Raw genomic sequence first — 18,549 nt, 5'->3', positions numbered from 1 at the left:
CAACCTGACTTCCGGAAAGGTCGGCGAAACTATGCAATATGATACTTTGACGGCGGAAAAGCTCACCCCGCGTATCGGGGCAATTATCAGCGGAGTGGACTTGTCCGCGCCGTTGACGAATGCTCAGGTCGCCGACTTGGGCAAGGCACTGGCCGATCATCAGGTAATCTTCTTCAGAGACCAGAACCTCGATCCCGAATCGCTGAAGCGTGTGGGGCTGCATTTCGGTCCATTGGCCCGTCACGCGTTAAAGGGCCTGCCGGACCATCCGGAAGTCCGCAAGTTGCACGCCGACGAGACATCGAAACATGTCGCAGGCGAAGAATGGCATTCGGACATGACCTGTGCGGAACACCCGCCGATGGGAAGTATTCTGTATCTGCACACGTTGCCGCCCCTGGGAGGAGATACCGTCTTCGCCAGTATGTATGCGGCGTATGATGCGTTGTCCGATCGCATGAAGACTTATCTGGAAGGTCTTACCGCAACGCATGACGGCAAGCTGGCTTTCGGCCGCTTCGATCCGTCGGGCAATTACCCGGTGGCAGTTCATCCCCTAATCCGGGTGCATCCCGTGACCGGCCGCAAGGTGATCTTCGTCAATCCGGGCTTCACCAGCCACATCAACGAACTGTCCAAGCAGGAAAGCGATGCGATCCTGCACTTCCTGTTCCAGCATTGCGCCAATGAATATTTTCAGGTGCGCTTCCGTTGGGAACCGCATTCGGTAGCTTTCTGGGACAATCGTTGTACACAGCATCTCGCAATCTGGGATTATTATCCTGCAGTTCGCTCAGGCTTCCGGGTCCAGATCGAAGATAACGGCTTCCCTGCCGCAGCCTGACATCGGCCTTTGGTCAGGCTATACGGCGAAGGCCCCGCAACGCTGTTGCGGGGCCTTCTTTTTATCGTCGGCAGAGGGAACCGATCCGGAACGGAGCGGGGCCTGGCTCGGTTGCGCGGTAGTTCAGGTGCGGGAAATCTGACCGCCCCGGGCGCGTTCGCCATAAGGCTGAAGCAGCAGGACAAGCAGAATTGCAGCGATGCAGATCGGAACGCCGAGAGCGAGAATCGCGCCATAACTGCCGGTGATGTCATAAACGAGCCCGAATGCCAGAGGGCCAAGGCCCATCGCCACCAGCACTGCGGAAAAGAGCAGCGAGAAGATTTGCGCAAAACATCGCAGGCCGAAGTAACGGCTGGCGAGATAGGCCAGCATGTCCACTTCCGCGCCGAGGCTTCCCCCGAGCAGCACCGCAACCAGAACCAGCACTCCGGGCGGGGCTGGCGTGGCGAGAATGACCAGGCCGACGGCAGACAATGAGAAGAACAGCAGGGCGATCCGCCGTGCATCGTATTTGTCGATCAGGAAACCGATCAGCAGGCGTCCTCCGAAGGCTGCCAGGCCGAAGACCGAGGCAATCAGGGCGGCGGTGCCGCTGGAGAGGCCATTGTCGGTCAACATCGGAACGAGATGGGGGATGAGCCCATAGAGAACGAAGGCGAGCCCGACGAAAATCGAGGCCAGAACCCAGAAATTACGGCTGCGAAGAGCCTCCCTGGGGGAAAGCCCCGTATGGTCTTCAACCTGTTCTTCCGTTGCGGCTCCGCCGTCGATTGAAAGACCGATATCGCGAGGGCTTTCGCGCAAGACGAAGATGGTGAGAGGCAGCGTAACGAGGAGCAGTACGGCGGCAAGCCCGATATAGCCGGTTTGCCACCCACCGCGGGAAACCAGAGCTTCGGTCAACAGCGGCACATAAGCAAAGCCCAGTCCCGTACCGCTTCCCGCAATGCCGATCGCCAGGCCTCTGCGCCGGTCGAACCACGAGGCGATGATCCGCATGTACGGCACGGAATTGGTGCCGACGGCAATGGTCCCCATCCCGAGATAAACCGCGATGAACTGCCAGTATTGCGTCACCATGGGCATGGCGAGGAGACACAGGGCGAGCAGTACGATCGAAGGAATGAGAACCCGGCGTGCGCCCCACCGGTCGACCATTCTCCCGGCCAATGGCATTGCCAGTGCAGTAGACAGCATCATGATGGAGACGGCCGCGCTGATTTCCGTCCGGGACCAGCCGAATGTCTGGTGGAGGGATTCGGAGAACAGCCCCATCGAAGCAAGACCGAAAGCTGCCGGGCCGGTTGATATGCCGAACAGGCAAACCCCCACGATGATCCAGCCGTAATAGAATTTGCGTGGGGCGTCAGGCTGGTTCATCGGGAAGGCACTCCATAGGGGGGATCAATTGGCCATTGCTGCGGGCCCGGCTACATCGGGCTTGCGCGCCCAGCGCTGGGCTATTGCCGCGCAAACGAGCAGCTGCAGCTGGTGGAATATCATCAGGGGCAGGATGATGGCGCCGACCTGCGCTGCCGGGAACAGGACGCCGGCCATGGGAACGCCGGAGGCGAGGCTCTTTTTCGAACCGCAAAACAGGATCGTTGCCCGATCGGCGGGTGAAAAGCCGAGGGCCCTGCCCGAATAGTGTGTAATTGCCAGCACTAGCGCCAGAAGCAGTATGCACACTGCCACGGTTACGAGAAGCTGCCAGACCGGCACGCTCTGCCACAGGCCCTCGATCACGGCGGCGCTGAACGCCGAATAGACAACGAGCAGGATCGATCCGCGATCAAGCAGCGAGACGACATACTTGTGACGGCTGATGATCCCGCCAACCAGCGGGCGGAGCAAGTGCCCGGCCAGGAACGGTAACAGCAACTGGATCATGATGGCCTGGATCGCGGCCAGGGAATCGCCGCCGCTGCCATGTGCTCCGATCAGCAGGGCCGTCAGCACCGGCGTGATGAAAATACCCGCGAAATTGGACAGGGACGCTGCGCACACTGCTGCCGGGACATTGCCGCCTGCGATCGACGTGAACGCGATCGACGACTGGACGGTGGATGGAAGCAGCGTCAGAAACAGAATGCCGGTGACCAGCATTGGATCGAGGAAAAAGGCCGTCCCTTCCGAAAAGGCGACCCCCAGCAAGGGAAACAGCATGAAGGTGGCGAGAAAGACCACGATGTGCAGTTTCCAGTTGGTGATGCCGGACAATATCGCCTGACGCGACAGCTTCGCGCCATGGAGGAAGAACAGCATGGCGATTGCCAGCTTGGTCACCCAGCCGAGCGCGACCGCAAACTGCCCGGAAGCGGGCAGAAGCGTGGCCAGCAGAACCGTTGCCAGAAGGAGAAGACTGTAGCGATCGATTTCCCGGATCAGTCTTGTCATCGTGAGCTCCTTGCTTGCACATTATTTGTCAGACTGTCATACAAACTGCAATAGGTATCGCAGAAGGTGGCGAAATGTTTACGACGCGTCCGGACATCAGGGGAACTTTCGGCGTCGCTGCGGCAACCCATTGGGCGGTTGCGGCAACGGCCATGGGCGTGATGGAACGCGGCGGAAATGCATTCGATGGCGCTGTTGCGGCGGGTTTTGTCCTGCATGCCGTGGAACCGCATCTGAACGGCCCGGCGGGCGAGGTGCCGATTGTGTTCCATTCGGCCCGCACCGGAAAGACGGAAGTGCTGTGTGGCCAGGGTGTGGCTCCGGTGGCGGCGAAGGTCGAAACTTTCCGCAATCTGGGCCTCGATATGGTTCCGGGTTCCGGCATGATCGCGGCGGTCGTGCCGGGCGCATTCGACGCCTGGATGCAGTTGCTGCGCGATCATGGAACCATGCCGTTGGATGAAGTGCTGGCCCCGGCAATCCATTATCTTGAACATGGGTATCCTTTACTGCCCGGCGCGGCGCGGGCAATTGCCGATGTCGCCGATGCGCTGCGGTACGAATGGCAGAGCGGCATGGAGGTCTGGCTGCCCGGCGGCAATCCCCCCGTTGCAGGCAAGCTGTTTCGCAATCCGGTTCTTGCAGCGACCTGGAAACGGATTCTGGCGGAAGCGGGAACGCATGGCTCGCGTGAAGCGCGAATTGAAAGAGCCCGCAATGCATGGTCGCAGGGCTTTGTTGCCGATGCGATCGAGCGGTTCTTCATGGCGGAACCCCTGATGGATGCGAGCGGTGAAAAGCATCGCGGCCTGTTGCGGGGGGAAGACATGGCCAATTGGCAGGCGAGGTATGAAACGCCTGTTACGCATGACTTCGGCGACTGGACGATCTGCAAGACGGGGCCGTGGGGGCAAGGGCCAGTCCTGTTGCAGGCTCTCGCCATTCTCGAGGCGAAAGGAGTAGGAGCGGAGGCGCTGGGTGAGGCAGCTGGCGTTCATGTCGTGCTGGAGGCGTTGAAACTCGCCTTCGCCGATCGCGAGGCATATTATGGCGATCCCGATTTCGTGGATGTCCCGCTGGGAGCGCTGCTTTCCCGCGACTACGCCACAGAGCGGGCGGGACTGATCGACGAGACGGCGTCGCTGGATATCCGGCCGGGCGTGGTACCGGGTTTTGAAGAACAGGTCGCACGTTCCCTGGCGCAGATCCGTCCCGCCGATCCTTCGGCCGGCGGGTTGGGGATCGGTGAACCGACAATGGTTCATCTGAAGCCGACCATCAAACCGGGCGATACCGTGCATCTCGACGTTGCGGATCGTTGGGGCAATATGGTCTCCGCCACGCCATCGGGGGGATGGCCGCAATCGTCCCCCACGGTGCCGGGGCTTGGTTTCGCGCTCAACACACGGGCACAAATGTTCTGGCTGGAGCCCGGCCTTCCCGGAACGCTCGTTCCCGGCAAACGACCGAGAACGACCCTTACCCCGACGCTGGCGCATTTCGAAGGCCGACCGGCGCTGATCTGCGGCACTCCGGGTGGAGATCAGCAGGACCAGTGGCAACTCCAGCTTCTCCTGCGGCGGATACTGGCCGGGGCGAGCCTGCAGCAGGCAATTGATCAGCCGCTCTACCATTCGGTGCATTTCCCGGCCTCGTTCTATCCGCGGCAGGCTCTGCCCGGTGTCGCAGTGGTCGAGGAAAACTGGGGGACTGATATTATCGAGGATCTCCGCCATCGCGGGCACGACGTCCAGGTGGCACCGGAATGGAGCGCTGGCCGGTTGACCGCGATCGAGCGCGACAGGGATGGGATTCTCTCAGGCGCGGCGACCCCGCGCCTGATGCAGGCCTATGCAGTGGGACGTTAGTCGATCATCCAGACTTCGCCGTTGCGGACTTCCACGTCGAAGGTGTTGAGCGCCATCTTGCAGGGCAGGCTGGCTGCTTTTCCGGTGCGAATGTCGAAGCTGCCACCATGCAGCGGGCAAAACAGGATATGGCCTTCCAGACGCCCTTCGGACAATGACGCAATGGCATGCGTGCATTCGTCTTCCACAAGGCGGAACACCCCGCCATCGTTGCACAGCAGGATCGGGTCCATGCCGTCCGGTTCGAAACGCATCATTTCCCCCGGTTTGAGGTCGTCCACATTGCAGAGTTTCATGCCCGCTCCAGCGTCGGTATCAATCAAGGATTCGGTTGCCATGTATGTATGATTGTCATACAAAAATGCGCAAGTCAATTGATTGGAAGGCGGGCATAATGCATCAGAAGATCGCTATTATCGATGCCGGTGGCACGATCTCTGCGACAAGCGGGCCTGATGGCGCTTTCCGCTCGGCTGGCGGGATTGGGCAGACATTGAACCTGCTCCCCCGGACGATCGGCGAAAGGTGTGAAATTCATGCGACAGGAACGGGGCTGAGCGAGAATTTGAGCTTGGCTGACGCCCGGCGGATCGTTGCCATGATCGAAGCTCAGGCCGCACGGGAAGATGTCCATGCCGTGGTGGTGGCCCATGGAACCGACACCATGGAAGAAGTATTCTTCATGGCGCAACTGCTGTTGCGGACCACGAAGCCGGTAATTTTTACAGGAGCGCAGCGGACACCGGAACATTCCGGATTCGATGGCGTGACCAATCTGCGGGATGCGATAGTCGTGGCACGACATCACGCAGCGCATGGTGCGGGTGTGCTCGTGGTGTTTGGCGGCTGGATATTGCCGGCATGGCGTTGCTCCAAAATCCATACCCGCTCATTGGCGGCATTCGGCCCGCATTCCATCGCGGTTGGAACTGTCGACGCCGCTGGGGCTCATATCGATCGGATCGAATCCGCTTGTCCGAAAATTGCATGCGAAACGCCTGACGAGGAAGTTGAACTTCTGCTCGTGGGGCTTGGCACCAGCGGGCGGACGTTGGAACGTCTCGCGCAACCGCCTGTTCGCGGGGTGGTCCTGCAGGGATTGGGCATGGGCAATGTCTCTGAAGACATGCTGGAGGCTGCTCGCCACGTACTCGTGCGCGGCGTTCTGCTTGCGGTGGCTGCGAGCGCCGAGGGCGGGGCGGGAACCGCTTATGGCTCGGCCGCCGACCTGGAGCGTGCGGGCGCCTGTTTCGCCGGAAGCCTGTCAGCGCGCAAGATGCGGATATTGATGGCCTGTGTTCTGGGAGGGCGCAGCGGCAGCGAAGCCAGTGCTATGCTCCAGACGTTATCGTTGGCCTAGGCGCGTTTCGCGCCGGCATCGACACCCTTGCGTTTGTAAACAACGCATAAGCAACGATGAAATTCGTCATCCCCCCTCAATTTTGAGGGGGTGCATTTTTCTATTCTGTCCTAGACTGCTATATGGTTGCTCGTCTGGCCGGACACGGGGCAGCAGGGCACACGGCATAACGCCGGAACCTGTTGGAAGTCGGGGCCTGACTGCGACCAGAAGTAAAGACAAAAACGTTGCAAGGGGAGATGACATGACAAGGAGTTCAATCCGGAGGTTCGCCTGCGGAACATTGGGCAGCGCGCTGGGCTTCGTATTGGCTGCACAAGGGCCAGCCTACGGCCAGGAAGCCGAAACTTCGGCAGACGATGGCCTTGCCGACATTATCGTCACAGCCAGCCGCATGGGCGAAACCCGCCTGCAGGATACCCCGCTCGCGGTGTCCGCCATCGGTGGGGAGGAACTGTCCGAACGCGGGATTACGGACGTTCAGGATCTGAAAGCCTATGTGCCCAGCCTGCAGGTTTCCGATCTCAGCGGCTTCACCCAACTCTACATTCGCGGGATCGGCTCGAACATCGTGTTCATCGGTTCTGACCCCAGCACGACTATCCATGTGGACGGCGTCTACATGGCTCGGCCGTTGAGCTACTTTAACGACTTCCTCGATGTCGAACGGATCGAAGTGCTGCGCGGCCCGCAAGGCACGCTGTATGGCCGTAATTCGGTGGGGGGCACGATCAATGTCGTATCCCGTCGGCCATCCGCCGATTTGACCGGGGAAGTGCAGGCCGAACTCGGCACATATGGCACGTACGGGTTCAAAGGCTATGTTTCCGGACCGCTGACGGAATCCGGTATCCGGGCGAGCATTGCCGCTGACGTTTCCGGCCACGATGCCTATCGCAAGAATGTTTCTACCGGCAATGACATTGAAAATGGCCGGTCGCGCGGTGTCCGTGGCCAGCTACTCGTTCCCGTTGGTGAAGGGGACTTGATACTGCGGGCGGACTGGTCGCGGCAGAGCGGGGCATTAGGGCAGTATCCCAAGCTGCTGCGGCCCACGGGCTTCCCTCAGGACGATGCGATCCTGGGCGATTACGGCAAAGTGTCGATGGATCTCGATAACCGCACGGTCACGAAGAACTATGGCGGTGCAGCGGATCTGACATTGCCCTTGGGCGATACGGTGACCTTGCACTCGCTGACGGCCTATCGCGAGTTTCGTGGACGGATCGTTTCCGATGCCGATTCCAGCGCGATGCCCATTTTGCGCACGACCATTGGCGACATCCGCCAGCACCAGTTCAGTCAGGAGCTGACGCTCGATGCAAGGGTCGGCCCGGTGCACTTTGTCGGCGGTGGATACTATTTCCGTGAACGCAATGCCGAACCGCTGACGCTGAACATCATCCCGGCGGGCATCACATTTGTCCAACGGCCATTCGTCACGGCGGAATCCTATGCCTTTTTCGGGCAGGCGGACATTGAACTGACCGATACGCTCTCGCTGGTCGCGGGGCTCCGCTGGACCAAGGAAAGCAAGCATTTCGAGCTGGACAATTTCTATGTCTTCTCGTCCGATCCTGATCCCGAAGTCGCGGAACAGGCGCCCAAGCTTGTTGGCGTCCCCGGCTTCGTCGATCCCTATCATGTGGATGTGAAGCGCAAGGCCGATGCCTTCACTCCGAAATTCGGCATCAATTTCCGCCCACGTGACGGCGTGCTGCTCTATGCGTCCGCCACGCGTGGCTTCAAGAGCGGGGGATATGACCTCGGTTCCACAAACGCCGCGGCTGCGGCGGCGGGTTATGGTCCGGAATATCTCTGGTCATATGAAATCGGGGCCAAGACCGATCTGCTCGACGGTAAATTGCGCGCGAACGTGAATGCGTTCCTTTACGATTACACCGACCTTCAGGTGCAGAACTTCGTTCAGGACGGCCTGACTTTCGGCGCGATTACGCAAAACGCGGCGACGGCCCGGGTCAAGGGCGTCGAACTGGAACTGATGGGCAAGCCGGCCCGAGGGCTCGAACTGTTTGCCAACGTGTCCTATCTGGATGCGCGCTATCGCAGCTATCCCAGCGCATTCGTGACCCAGTTCGCCAATTTCGACGCTCATGACAAACGATTGAACAATGCCCCGAAATGGTCCGCGACGTTCGGTGCCTCCTACACGCATGAACTGAACGATGGCGGTGCGATTTTCGGAGGAGTCGATGCGCACGTCCAGTCGCGGGTCTTCTTTACGGCGGCCAATGATGGCGTGAATGGCGTGACCGGATATCCCGAGCAGCAGAAGGGCTATGGCCTTGTGAATGCGCGCCTCGGCTGGAGCAGCGCTTCCGATCTTTGGAAAGTGGTGCTGACCGGATCGAATATATTCGATCAGCAGTACATTCTAGGAACCGCCAATTACACGGCGGCGATCGCGGGCCGTCCCGGGCGTCCACGCGTCATATCCGCCAGCGTTACCAGACGCTTCTAGTCCGAATACACCTGGTATAATGTCAGGGCGGGTCCGGATCACTCTTTGGTGGTTCGGACCTGCCTGCTTTTGTCTGTAGCATGGGCGGGCTGCCCGGTGTGAATGGGTGCTGCCGGATGGCGGCTCCGTCGTTCAAATTCGGTGACAGTGGGCGAATGATCGGCTAAGCGCGCGCCCGCGATGCCGATATTGCGCGCCTTCTTTCAGACTCACGCCTGGCTGGCGGCTTCGCTGCTGGCTCTGGCCTTGTGCATGAAGGCGCTGGTGCCCGCCGGCTACATGATCGGCAATGCCAGCCCCGATTCCACGGTGCTGAACGTCCAGCTTTGTACTGCATCGCTTGACGGTCCGGTTAGCCACCAGATCGTTATCCCACAGGATGAAAAGAATGCTGCTCCCGGATCGCAAGACGATGGGGGGCATGACAAGAGCCATAACGGGGTTTGCCCTTACACGGCGCTTTCCATGGCTTCGCTTTCCGGCGCGGACGCTGCCCTGCTGGCAGTCGCGCTGTTGTTCATTCTTGCGCTTGGTTTCGCAAAGGTGCGAAGCCCGCGGGTTGAACGTCCTGCATTTTTCACGCCGCCCTTGCGCGGCCCTCCGCATTTCGCCTGACAGGCTGAACCAGACAGGCTGACGGCAGGCCGCGCGAAAGGTGCGTGCCTTCCTGTCGGCTGGCGTTGTCGCTCCAGCCTTTTGCCGCACGCTTCTTCCTGTGGGGAAGGGCAGCGGCGTGCACCGTGCGGCCAGTAGCCGCCTCGCGCGATTCAGCGAAATTCCGGAATAGAAAGACTTTTCATGAAACAGTTCAAACGTGCCTTCCACGTTGCCCTTGCCGCCACCTGTTGTGTGCTGCCGGTTGCAGCCTTTGCTCAGGACGCTGGGCAGAAAGAAACCACCGCGCTGCCGCCGGTCGATGTCGAAACCGCCAATCCTTCGGAAACCATCGGTACTGCGCCACTTTCCGGCGTTACCCTGTCGCGCGATGACCTCGCACGGCATCAGGGCAATTCTTCCGATACGGGGGCATTGTTGACCAAGCTGCCGGGCGTCAGCGCCAATTCGGGAGGGGGGTTTTCGTCGATGCCAGCGATCCGGGGCATGACGGAGCAGAGGTTGAAGATCGTCGTCGATGGGCATCCGATCGACGCGGCTTGCCCCAATGATATGAATTCGCCGCTTTCCTACACCGATCCCCAGACGATCGATTCTATCCATGTCGTGACCGGGGTCGCCCCGGTCAGCATGGGTGGCGACAACATCGGCGGTGTCATCAGCGTGGAAAGCGCGCCACCGAAATTCGCTACCGGCCCGGAGGGGCTGTTCACTGGCGATCTGTCCGCCTTCTACCGATCCAACGGCGACGGCTTCGGCGGCGCAGTCACACTGACGGCGGCGAGCGAGCATGTCAGTGCAACGTATACAGGGTCCTATACGCAGTCCGACCAGTACGAGGGCGGTGGCAAGCGCGGTCTCGTCCGGTCGACGGAGTACGCGAAGACGGATCATGCGCTGGCCCTGGCCTGGCAAAACGACCTCGGGCTGTTCGCAGTGAAGGGCGGCTATCACTTTTCCCCCTACGAAGGGTTTGCCAACCAGTGGATGGACATGGTGTCCAACAAGAGCTGGTTTCTGAACGCGCATTACGATGGTGTATTCGACTGGGGCACAGTCCGCTGGCAGGCGGATTACCGCGATACCGATCACAAGATGAATTTCCTCGAAGACAAGCTGCCCGGCGATATGCCGATGCTGACCGAAGTGCACACGTTCAGCACGGCTTTGAAATTCGATCTGCCGGTGTCAGTGCGCGATACCCTGCGCATCGGCGGCGAATACCATCACCAGTGGCTGGACGATTACTGGCCTGCAGTGCCGGGCAATATGATGATGGGCCCGGACACCTACATCAACGTCAATGGCGCGACGCGGAACCGGCTGGGTGCCTACGCCGAGTGGGAACGCCACTGGACGGATCGTCTCTCGACCCTTGCCGGCGTGCGCTATGACCGGGTGACGATGAATACCGGAGAGGTCCAGCCGTATTCATGGACCAGCATGATGAGCATGGACGACCAGATGGCAGCCATGGCTTTCAATGCGGCCGACCGCAGCAGGCGGGACAATAACTGGAGTGCATCGGCTCTTGTCACTTATGCCCCGACCGACGGGGTGGCGATCGAACTGGGCTATGCCCACAAGGCGCGTTCACCCAACATCTACGAACGGTATAGCTGGGGCCGGGGTTCGATGGCGAGCCGCATGATCGGCTGGTACGGTGACGGAAACGGCTATGTCGGCAATGTCGATCTCAAGCCGGAACGGGCCGATACGGTCAGCGCTGCGCTGGAGTTTACCGGGCGCGACAATGGCTGGTCGCTGCGTATCGCGCCATACTATACCCATGTGGACGATTACATCGACGCGGTCTTCGTGAAGGACCTGACGGACATGATGATGATGCCTACCGGCTTCGTGCAACTACAGTTCGCCAACCAGAAGGCAGAATTCTATGGCGTGGACCTTTCAGGGGCAGTCACTCTGCATCATGGCGAGGATGACAGCCATACCGGCCTGACGGCTGGCTTGAGCTATGTGCGTGGGCAAAATCTCACCGATGATGGGCCGCTTTACCATCAGATGCCGTTGAAAGTGCAGTTCGGCATCGATCATCGCCAGGGCGCGCTGGAACTGGGTGCCGATGTCGAATGGGTCGCGGAGAAGAATCGCGTGGATGCGACCCGCAACGAACCGCGCACCAGCGACTATGCGCTGGTAAACCTGCGGGCGGCCTATACCCTGTCCGGCGTGAGATTGAGCGTGGAGGCGGAAAACCTCTTCGACAAAGACTACGACTTGCCACTGGGCGGGGTCTCTCTCGGCGATTACAAGGCCACCGGGGATCTGCGCCCGGTGCCCGGTCGTGGCCGTTCGATCAATGTCGGGCTGAGCACCAGCTTCTGAATATGACGATGGTGGATCGTGAGGCAGACATGTCGGCAGGAGGCCGGACTTCCGGTCTCCTCCGCACGCCTGCCCGCGTCCGCTGGTGTGCGGCGGGTGCAACCTTTGCGCTGCATGCTGCAGGGGTGCTGGCGGCGATTGCAGGCGTGTGGGAAAATGCCCCACCGGCGATCCTGCCCGCATCTGCCATCGCGACATTCGATGTATCGGCGCCGGCACCGCCAGTCTCACCACCTCCAGCACCTGCAGAGCAAAAGCAGCGAAACGTGCCTCAGGCGGCTGCGGAGGAGACAGTGACAAAGGCAGCGGCTCAGGCCGCCGTCTCGTCACCAACTCTCCTGCCTGCAAAGCCCGCCGTTATGCCCGCGCTACGTCCGGTCGCGATGCCGGAAGTGGAAGCCGCGCCTGCATCGCCCCAGGATCCGTTGGCCGCCTACAAGAGCGCAGTGTGGCAGCAGATCATGGACCGGCGCCCGCGTGGTGTGCGGGGGGAGGGATCGGTGCTGCTACGCTTCAGACTGGACCGGACAGGTGCGCTCGTTTCTTCGGATATCGCGCGTTCCTGCGGCAACATGAACCTCGACCGGCTGGCTTTGCGTGCGTTACGGACGGCGGCGCCATTTCCGGCGCCTCCGCAGGATGTGTCTGAAGATCGCCTTGTTTTCACACTACCAATGAATTTCCATTGATGACCTTGCCACCCGCCATGCGGTAGCGTCCTGCTGATGGGATGAAAGCGAGAGGAACACGATGACTGTCGACGAACGGCTGGCCGCGCTGGAAGCGCGCATGCAGGCTGCGGAAGATGAACTGGCGATCATACGCCTGCTCAACAGCTATGGCCCGATGGTCGATAGCGGCGAAAGCGAAGCAGCCGCTGACCTGTGGGTCGATGGCGGCCTGTACGATTACAGTGGCGGTCCGGCGGCAACGGCGCCCGACGGGCTCGTGGCCGCCTATGAGGGGCCGGAACATCAGGGCCTGATCCATGCGGGGTGTTCGCATCTGACCGCGACGCCGCACATCACGCTACACGGCGACCGTGCGGAGGCGCTGGCTTATTCCTATGTTGCCAGGCACCGTGACGGGGAATGGTTTCTCTACCGCGCGGCGATCAACCACTGGACGCTGGTGCGGGTGGATGGTGGCTGGCGTATCGAACAGCGCACCAATCGTCTGCTCGATGGTTCGGCGGATGCAAGGGCGCTCATGCGCCGGGTACTGGACTGAGGACTAGCGGGTGAGGCGGTCGAGTAGCGCCGCAACAGGCAGACCCAACCTGTTCCAGTCGCCGGGATCGTCGAGATCGCACGCCAGCCCTTCGCGGCGGATGCAAACAGGATCGACTCCGCGTTCACTGGCTTCCCTTTCATGCTTCGCGCGGCTTCCCGCTCCGAAAGCGAAAAAGCGGTCAGGAATGCGCTGCAGCAGCGCGTTGGTGCCGGTTCCGGTGTGGTCCGGGGCGATGACTATCGGCGCATTCTGACTCGCCAATGCCACCAGATCATCGGGCTGGAGCAATGGCAGGTCGGCATGCAGAACCAGCAAAGCGTCATCGGGGGGGATCAGTGCTGCGGCTTCTGCCAACTGGGGGTTCAGCCCTTCCGCCTCGGCGATAATGGCCCGGTCTGCGCCAGCCTCCAGCGCGAGCTGTGAAACGGCGTGGTCCGGGGTGACGACTATCAGTGGCTGATCACCGAAAGCGGCCTTGGCCGTCCGGATGGTCCGGGCAAGCATCGCAGCGCTGAGCGCGGCCCGCTGTTCCTCGTCCAGCACCGGGGCGAGCCGCTGTTTTGAGTGGCGAAAGGATTTGGCCGGAATCAGCGTCCAGAGCATTGTCAGGCGGTAGCGTTTCGCAACCGTCCGGCAAAGGCGAGAACATCGCGGGCAAGCGTTTGCCTGGATGCGAGATCGGTCATCACAGTGGGCACAATGTCCACTGCAGGGCCTTGCCCGGCAATGGCATCGGCAAGATCGCGATCCGCCTCGTCCAGAACGTAGCCGTCGATCAGGCCTGCGTAGAATTGTGCGACCGAGGCTGCTGTCACGGGTAGCCCCAGTTCGCCCATCAGCTTGGCTGTCGGCCCCTTGATTGCCCTGCCGCCTACAATGGGCGAAACGGCGATAACCGGAGCTGAAGTGCCCGCCAGAGCTGCGCGCAGGGCAGGCATGGCAAGCAAGGGGGCCACGCTGAGCCAGGGATTGGACGGGCAAATCACGACCGCTTCGAGCGCCGGGTCGTTCAGGGCTTCCAGCGCGAGCGGGTTCGGTTGCGCGGTGTCGGAACCTTCGTAGGCGATGGACTGCACCGCAGGTTCGGCGCGGCGCCCGACGAAATAACGCTGAAACGCGAGAATGCCCTCATCCGTTTCCAGCACAGTGCGCACCGGGTCGTCGGACATTGGCCAGATTGCCGGGGCTACGCCCAGCCTGGGCGTCAGGTCGGCGGTAATGGCGGTGAGGCTCTCGCCAGCGTGCAGCCGCCGGGTACGTTCGACATGCAATGCCAGGTCGCGGTCGCCCAGATTGAACCAGTCTTCCCCGCCGAGCTTCTTCAACTGGTCCATGAAGGCCCAGGTTTCGCTCGCCAGACCCCATCCCAGTTCGGTGTTGTTGAGCCCGGCCAGAGTGTAAGTGACGGTGTCGACATCAGGGGAAACAGACAGGCCGAGATGCTCGAAATCGTCGCCGGTATTGACCAGAATGGCCAATTCGGAGGGCGGAAGGATGTGAGAGAGCCCGAGCGCCAGCTTGGCTCCACCAATTCCGCCGCATAGGGCCAGCACGCGCGGTTTCATCGGAACAGGTCCATATTGCTGGGGCGTTGCAAGTCGACTGCCTTGCCGTCGCCAGTCAGTTCCAGTCCCCGGATCAACACGGCGGGGCAGCGTTCGTCTGCTTGGCCCATCAGCAGGGATGCGGCGGCGGCCACTTCATCGGCTACGCCCAGTTCGCTGGTTTCCAGCGGCCGCCCATGCATGTCGGGTTTGCCGCGCAGATCGAGCAGGGCGGGCATTCCCGCTACGCCGATGGCTGTGCCGACAGTTCCCTGCCGCCACGCCCGGCCGATACTGTCGAGCACGAGAACGCCGGGGGCGACGCCTGTCAATTTCGCCAGCCCAGCGCGCAGCTGGCGGGCGCTGGCATCGGGATCGGCGGGCAGCAGCAGCACGCTTTGCCCATCGGCAGATACGTTGGACGCGTCGATTCCGGCATTGGCCAGCACCAGCCCGCGGACATCCTCGACAATCACCAGCCCTTCGCGTTGCCGCATGACTGTGCGGGTTTCACGCAACAGAAGCTGGGCAAGGCGCGGGTCCTTCCCGGTACTGGCGGCCAGCTGGTTTGCCTCGTCATCGGGCGACACGTCGGCCAGGCGTACTGTGCGGCCTTCGCTCTTGGATACGATCTTCTGGGCGACGGCGACGATGTCGCCCGGCTCCAGACTTTCGCCTGCCGCAGCTATGGCATCCACGAGCATCGCGGGCAGGTCGTCCCCTGCCGCGACATCACCGATCCGGTCCAGCCCGACCAGTGTCAGGCGGCGATTGCTCACAGTTGTTCCGGGATGCCAGTGATGCGAATGCCTGCGCCATCGGCGATCTTGTATCGCTTGTTGATCGAAATCAGCACTGATGTCAGCGCTTCCGCCGCTGCCGAATTGGCGAGCGGCCCGGCATGAAGGGCGGTAATCCCGATCGCCTTGGCGAGTTGGCAAACGGTTTCGCGGGCCTCGACGTCATCGCCCGTAACCAGCACGTCGCAGTTCACTTCGCTTTCGAGATCGGCCAACTGATGTGCCGAGACATTCTGGAATGCGGCCACCACGCGCACACCGTCGCCCAGCTTGTGCTGAAGGGCTTCGACGGCAGAGCCTCCTTCGGGCAGCTGCACGCGCGCAACTTTCGGCGGCTTCAAAGGCACGGTAACGTCGATCAGCACTTTGCCTTCGAGTTGCGGACGGACTTCTTCGGCAAGGGGCTGTTGCCCCGCGTAGGGCACGGCGAGTACCACGATTTCACCTGCGGCGGCGGCCTCCGCATTGGCTTTGCCGGTTACGTTGCCGCCCGTTGCAGCGGCCATTTCCGCTGCGGCTGCTGCGGCGCGCGCCGCATCGCGCGATCCGATTACGACGGGATAGCCGGCCTTGGCCCAGCGGGCTGCCAGACCGGCTCCTTCATGGCCGGTGCCGCCCAGTACGGCGATGACTGCCTGGTTCTCACTCATGTCCGAGGAGGGCTCCTTCTTTCCTGTCCTTGCGGGGCCGCTTTTTCGGCGCCGTCTGTTCCATCGGCGCGAGGGGTTGCGCAAGACGCCCCGCTTCGCTCCGTTCCTGTGAAACGGGGCCATAGAGTGTGTTGCGCTGGGCCGGAAGCCTTCCGGAGGATTTAATCACACGCTCCATCTCTTCCGGAGGCAATTCCTGCCCATGAGAGGCCCCGGCAGCGCGGGAGATGCTTTCGTTCATCAGCGTTCCTCCTAGGTCGTTGACTCCGGCAGCAAGCGCAGCGCGCACGCCTTCTTCGCCCATCTTGACCCAGGAAACCTGAATGTTGGTAATGACAGGGTGCAGCACGAGCCGTGCGACCGCGTGCATCAGCACCGCCTCGCGAAATGTCGGACCTGGCCGTGCCTGCCCCTTGAGATAGATCGGCGCTTCCATGGCTACGAATGGCAGGGGCACGAATTCCGTGAAGCCGCCGGTCCGTTCCTGCAAGGCACGGATGGCTAGAAGATGCTGTGCCTGATGCTCCGCCTGTTCGATATGGCCATACATGATGGTGGCCGTGGTGCGCAGACCTACCCCGTGGGCAGCCTCGATCACTTCCAGCCATTCACCCGCAGTGAGCTTTTCAGGGCAGAGCGTTTCCCGCACTTCGTCAGCCAGAATCTCCGCAGCGGTGCCGGGCAAACTGCCGAGGCCCGCGTCGCGCAGCATGGCGAGAAATTCAGGCACGCCAATGCCCAGGGATTCCGCGCCATGGCGTACCTCCAGCGGGGAAAAGGCGTGGACATGGATATCGGGCGCGCCCGCCTTGGCCGCAGCCAGCAGTTCGAGATAGGTCTGTCCGGTATAGTGCGGATGGATGCCGCCCTGCATGCAGACTTCGGTAGCGCCGCGTTCCCATGCCTCGGCGGTGCGGCGGGTCACTTCTGCAAGATCCAGATCGTAGGCGGGACCGCGAAGTTCCGCGGCGAGCTTACCCTTGGAAAAGGCGCAGAACGCACAGCGGTGGAAACAGATGTTGGTGTAGTTGATGTTGCGATTGACGACGAACCGAACGGTATCGCCCACGGTCTCACGCCGCAATCGATCGGCCATAGTGCAGACGGCGGTGAAATCGGGACCGCGCGCGCCGAGCAAGGCCACGATCGCTGCTTCGTCGGGCACCTCGCCGCGCTGGATCGTCGCCAGTGCGTCCGCAACGCGCCCATCCCGTATTTCGCTCGGTTCCATCGCCAGTTGCGGAACAGGCAGGGTGCCGCCGACCCGCCAGCCATCGATGCGGGGGAGGCCCTGCGTGTCGATCGCCTCACGCAGCGGGCGGTGGAGCGCTTCATCCTGCCAGCGGGCGAGATCGCGCAGGTGGGAAGGGTGGGTGGCCAGACGCTCTGCGAGGATGCCGCCATGGCGGGCGGTCTCTTCGGCCAGTCGCGCGAGCGCCGGCCATGGTGCCTCGGGATTGACGTGATCGGGAGTCACGGGGGAAACGCCGCCCCAATCGTTGATCCCTGCTTCTATCAGTTCGCCGAAGCCGCTGCCGGCCAGGTTGGGCGGGGCCTGTATCGTCATCGCCGCGCCGAAGCAGAGCCGGGCAATGGCAATCGTCCAGAGCAACTCTTCCCGGTCCGGCTCGTCGGCAAAGGCCATCCGGGTATCCGCCTTGGCGCGGAAATTCTGGACGATGATTTCCTGCAGGTGGCCATATTCTTCGTGCAGGGCCCGCAGGGCGAGCATGGCGTCGATCCGCTCCTCGCGGGTTTCCCCGATGCCGATCAGGATGCCGCTCGTGAAGGGGACCTGTTCCTCGCCTGCCAGGCGGATCGTTTCGAGCCGCGCGGCAGGATGCTTGTCAGGCGATCCGAAATGGGGCCCGCCGCGTTCGCACAAGTGCAGGGCCGTGCTTTCCAGCATCAACCCCTGGGAGATCGAGACTTCCCGCAAGGCGGCAATGTCGCCGCGTTCCATGACCCCGGGATTGGCGTGGGGGAACAGGCTCGTCTCCTGCAAGACAAGCCGGCACATGGCGGCGAGATATTCGATCGTGCTGGCATAGCCGAGATCGGCCAGTTCATCGCGTGCGGCGCGATAGCGCAGCTCTGGCTTGTCGCCCAGCGTGAACAATGCCTCGCGGCATCCGGCGGCCTCGCCCGCGCGGGCGATTGCGAGCACTTCCTCGGGCGTGAGGTAGCACCGTTCCCCCTTTCGGGGCGGCTTGGCGAAGGTGCAATAGGAACAGACGTCGCGGCACAGCCGGGTCAGCGGGATGAATACCTTGCGCGAATAAGTGACGAGCGCGCCGAAGCTCTCGTCCCGCACAAGCGCGGCGCGCGCCATCAGCGTATCGAGCGGCTCGGCCGCTGCGATACGCCGCAATTCGTCCGCATTCATCCCGCCATGGGTCATCCC

16 protein-coding genes are annotated in these 18,549 nt (G+C 61.8%); 8 read left to right on the top strand and 8 right to left on the bottom strand.

Annotation, left to right across the window (positions count from 1 at the left end; translation table 11 throughout):
* Nucleotides 1-31: 31 nt before the first annotated feature.
* Nucleotides 32-844, top strand: coding sequence for a TauD/TfdA dioxygenase family protein (locus MB02_RS02615; RefSeq protein ID WP_067531918.1), 813 nt, complete (start codon nt 32-34; stop codon nt 842-844).
* Nucleotides 845-967: 123 nt separating this feature from the next.
* Here the strand turns inward: MB02_RS02615 and MB02_RS02610 are convergent, their stop codons facing one another.
* Nucleotides 968-2,227 (bottom strand): MFS transporter, encoded by a 1,260-nt coding sequence (locus MB02_RS02610; RefSeq protein ID WP_067531916.1) that lies wholly within the window; start codon nt 2,225-2,227, stop codon nt 968-970.
* A gap of 24 nt (nt 2,228-2,251) precedes the next feature.
* Nucleotides 2,252-3,244, bottom strand: a complete 993-nt coding sequence (locus tag MB02_RS02605) for a bile acid:sodium symporter family protein (protein WP_067531914.1) — start codon at nt 3,242-3,244, stop codon at nt 2,252-2,254.
* Nucleotides 3,245-3,318: 74 nt separating this feature from the next.
* On the opposite strand from MB02_RS02605, the gene MB02_RS02600 reads away from it, so the two are divergent.
* On the top strand, nt 3,319-5,112 hold the full coding sequence (locus tag MB02_RS02600) for a gamma-glutamyltransferase family protein (RefSeq protein ID WP_067532377.1): 1,794 nt from the start codon (nt 3,319-3,321) through the stop codon (nt 5,110-5,112).
* Here the strand turns inward: MB02_RS02600 and MB02_RS02595 are convergent.
* A complete protein-coding gene (locus tag MB02_RS02595) occupies nt 5,109-5,408 on the bottom strand; it encodes a non-heme iron oxygenase ferredoxin subunit (protein WP_206598558.1) in 300 nt (99 codons plus the stop codon). The genes MB02_RS02600 and MB02_RS02595 overlap by 4 nt on opposite strands.
* A gap of 98 nt (nt 5,409-5,506) precedes the next feature.
* On the opposite strand from MB02_RS02595, the gene MB02_RS02590 reads away from it, so the two are divergent.
* From MB02_RS02590 to MB02_RS02565, 6 genes are all read left to right on the top strand, one after another.
* Nucleotides 5,507-6,472, top strand: coding sequence for an asparaginase (locus MB02_RS02590; protein ID WP_170304606.1), 966 nt, complete (start codon nt 5,507-5,509; stop codon nt 6,470-6,472).
* Between the two features lie 244 nt (nt 6,473-6,716).
* Nucleotides 6,717-8,954, top strand: a complete 2,238-nt coding sequence (locus MB02_RS02585) for a TonB-dependent receptor (RefSeq protein ID WP_082825913.1) — start codon at nt 6,717-6,719, stop codon at nt 8,952-8,954.
* Between the two features lie 180 nt (nt 8,955-9,134).
* The gene (locus tag MB02_RS02580; protein ID WP_067531908.1) at nt 9,135-9,569 is read left to right on the top strand and encodes a DUF2946 family protein; all 435 of its coding nucleotides are present in this window, start codon (nt 9,135-9,137) and stop codon (nt 9,567-9,569) included.
* A 183-nt stretch (nt 9,570-9,752) separates the two neighbouring features.
* Nucleotides 9,753-11,918 carry a TonB-dependent receptor gene (locus MB02_RS02575; RefSeq protein WP_067531906.1) on the top strand — a complete coding sequence of 722 codons (2,166 nt, stop codon included), beginning with the start codon at nt 9,753-9,755 and terminating at the stop codon, nt 11,916-11,918.
* Nucleotides 11,919-11,920: 2 nt separating this feature from the next.
* The gene (locus tag MB02_RS17340; RefSeq protein ID WP_082825912.1) at nt 11,921-12,607 is read left to right on the top strand and encodes an energy transducer TonB family protein; all 687 of its coding nucleotides are present in this window, start codon (nt 11,921-11,923) and stop codon (nt 12,605-12,607) included.
* Nucleotides 12,608-12,668: 61 nt separating this feature from the next.
* Entirely contained in the window at nt 12,669-13,148 is a 480-nt protein-coding gene (locus MB02_RS02565; protein ID WP_067531904.1) for a nuclear transport factor 2 family protein, read from the top strand.
* Nucleotides 13,149-13,151: 3 nt separating this feature from the next.
* Here the strand turns inward: MB02_RS02565 and cofC are convergent, their stop codons facing one another.
* From cofC to cofH, 5 genes are read right to left on the bottom strand one after another with little or no spacing between them, the layout of a single operon-like run.
* A complete protein-coding gene (gene cofC / locus MB02_RS02560) occupies nt 13,152-13,754 on the bottom strand; it encodes a 2-phospho-L-lactate guanylyltransferase (RefSeq protein WP_067531902.1) in 603 nt (200 codons plus the stop codon).
* Between the two features lie 2 nt (nt 13,755-13,756).
* On the bottom strand, nt 13,757-14,716 hold the full coding sequence (cofD, locus tag MB02_RS02555) for a 2-phospho-L-lactate transferase (RefSeq protein ID WP_067531900.1): 960 nt from the start codon (nt 14,714-14,716) through the stop codon (nt 13,757-13,759).
* Nucleotides 14,713-15,474 (bottom strand): coenzyme F420-0:L-glutamate ligase, encoded by a 762-nt coding sequence (cofE, locus tag MB02_RS02550; protein WP_067531897.1) that lies wholly within the window; start codon nt 15,472-15,474, stop codon nt 14,713-14,715. The genes cofD and cofE overlap by 4 nt, the downstream gene beginning before the upstream one ends.
* Complete coding sequence (gene npdG, locus MB02_RS02545) at nt 15,471-16,145, bottom strand: NADPH-dependent F420 reductase (RefSeq protein WP_067531895.1); 675 nt, start codon at nt 16,143-16,145, stop codon at nt 15,471-15,473. The genes cofE and npdG overlap by 4 nt, the downstream gene beginning before the upstream one ends.
* Nucleotides 16,138-18,546: a 5-amino-6-(D-ribitylamino)uracil--L-tyrosine 4-hydroxyphenyl transferase CofH gene (gene cofH, locus MB02_RS02540; protein WP_067531893.1), complete on the bottom strand. Its 2,409-nt coding sequence runs from the start codon at nt 18,544-18,546 to the stop codon at nt 16,138-16,140. Before cofH ends, npdG begins: the two co-directional genes overlap by 8 nt.
* Nucleotides 18,547-18,549 lie beyond the last annotated feature (3 nt).

Source organism: Croceicoccus estronivorus, from assembly GCF_001625325.1.
GTDB lineage: Bacteria > Pseudomonadota > Alphaproteobacteria > Sphingomonadales > Sphingomonadaceae > Caenibius > Caenibius estronivorus.
This window is presented reverse-complemented; position numbering and strand designations above follow the sequence as displayed.

Bases quoted from the DNA above. Each gene is read 5' to 3' on its own strand.
- MB02_RS02615 (WP_067531918.1), top strand. From the start codon at position 32: ATGCAATATGATACTTTGACGGCGGAAAAGCTCACCCCGCGTATCGGG.
- MB02_RS02610 (WP_067531916.1), bottom strand. From the start codon at position 2,227: ATGAACCAGCCTGACGCCCCACGCAAATTCTATTACGGCTGGATCATC.
- MB02_RS02605 (WP_067531914.1), bottom strand. From the start codon at position 3,244: ATGACAAGACTGATCCGGGAAATCGATCGCTACAGTCTTCTCCTTCTG.
- MB02_RS02600 (WP_067532377.1), top strand. From the start codon at position 3,319: ATGTTTACGACGCGTCCGGACATCAGGGGAACTTTCGGCGTCGCTGCG.
- MB02_RS02595 (WP_206598558.1), bottom strand. From the start codon at position 5,408: ATGAAACTCTGCAATGTGGACGACCTCAAACCGGGGGAAATGATGCGT.
- MB02_RS02590 (WP_170304606.1), top strand. From the start codon at position 5,507: ATGCATCAGAAGATCGCTATTATCGATGCCGGTGGCACGATCTCTGCG.
- MB02_RS02585 (WP_082825913.1), top strand. From the start codon at position 6,717: ATGACAAGGAGTTCAATCCGGAGGTTCGCCTGCGGAACATTGGGCAGC.
- MB02_RS02580 (WP_067531908.1), top strand. From the start codon at position 9,135: ATGCCGATATTGCGCGCCTTCTTTCAGACTCACGCCTGGCTGGCGGCT.
- MB02_RS02575 (WP_067531906.1), top strand. From the start codon at position 9,753: ATGAAACAGTTCAAACGTGCCTTCCACGTTGCCCTTGCCGCCACCTGT.
- MB02_RS17340 (WP_082825912.1), top strand. From the start codon at position 11,921: ATGACGATGGTGGATCGTGAGGCAGACATGTCGGCAGGAGGCCGGACT.
- MB02_RS02565 (WP_067531904.1), top strand. From the start codon at position 12,669: ATGACTGTCGACGAACGGCTGGCCGCGCTGGAAGCGCGCATGCAGGCT.
- cofC (WP_067531902.1), bottom strand. From the start codon at position 13,754: ATGCTCTGGACGCTGATTCCGGCCAAATCCTTTCGCCACTCAAAACAG.
- cofD (WP_067531900.1), bottom strand. From the start codon at position 14,716: ATGAAACCGCGCGTGCTGGCCCTATGCGGCGGAATTGGTGGAGCCAAG.
- npdG (WP_067531895.1), bottom strand. From the start codon at position 16,145: ATGAGTGAGAACCAGGCAGTCATCGCCGTACTGGGCGGCACCGGCCAT.
- cofH (WP_067531893.1), bottom strand. From the start codon at position 18,546: ATGACCCATGGCGGGATGAATGCGGACGAATTGCGGCGTATCGCAGCG.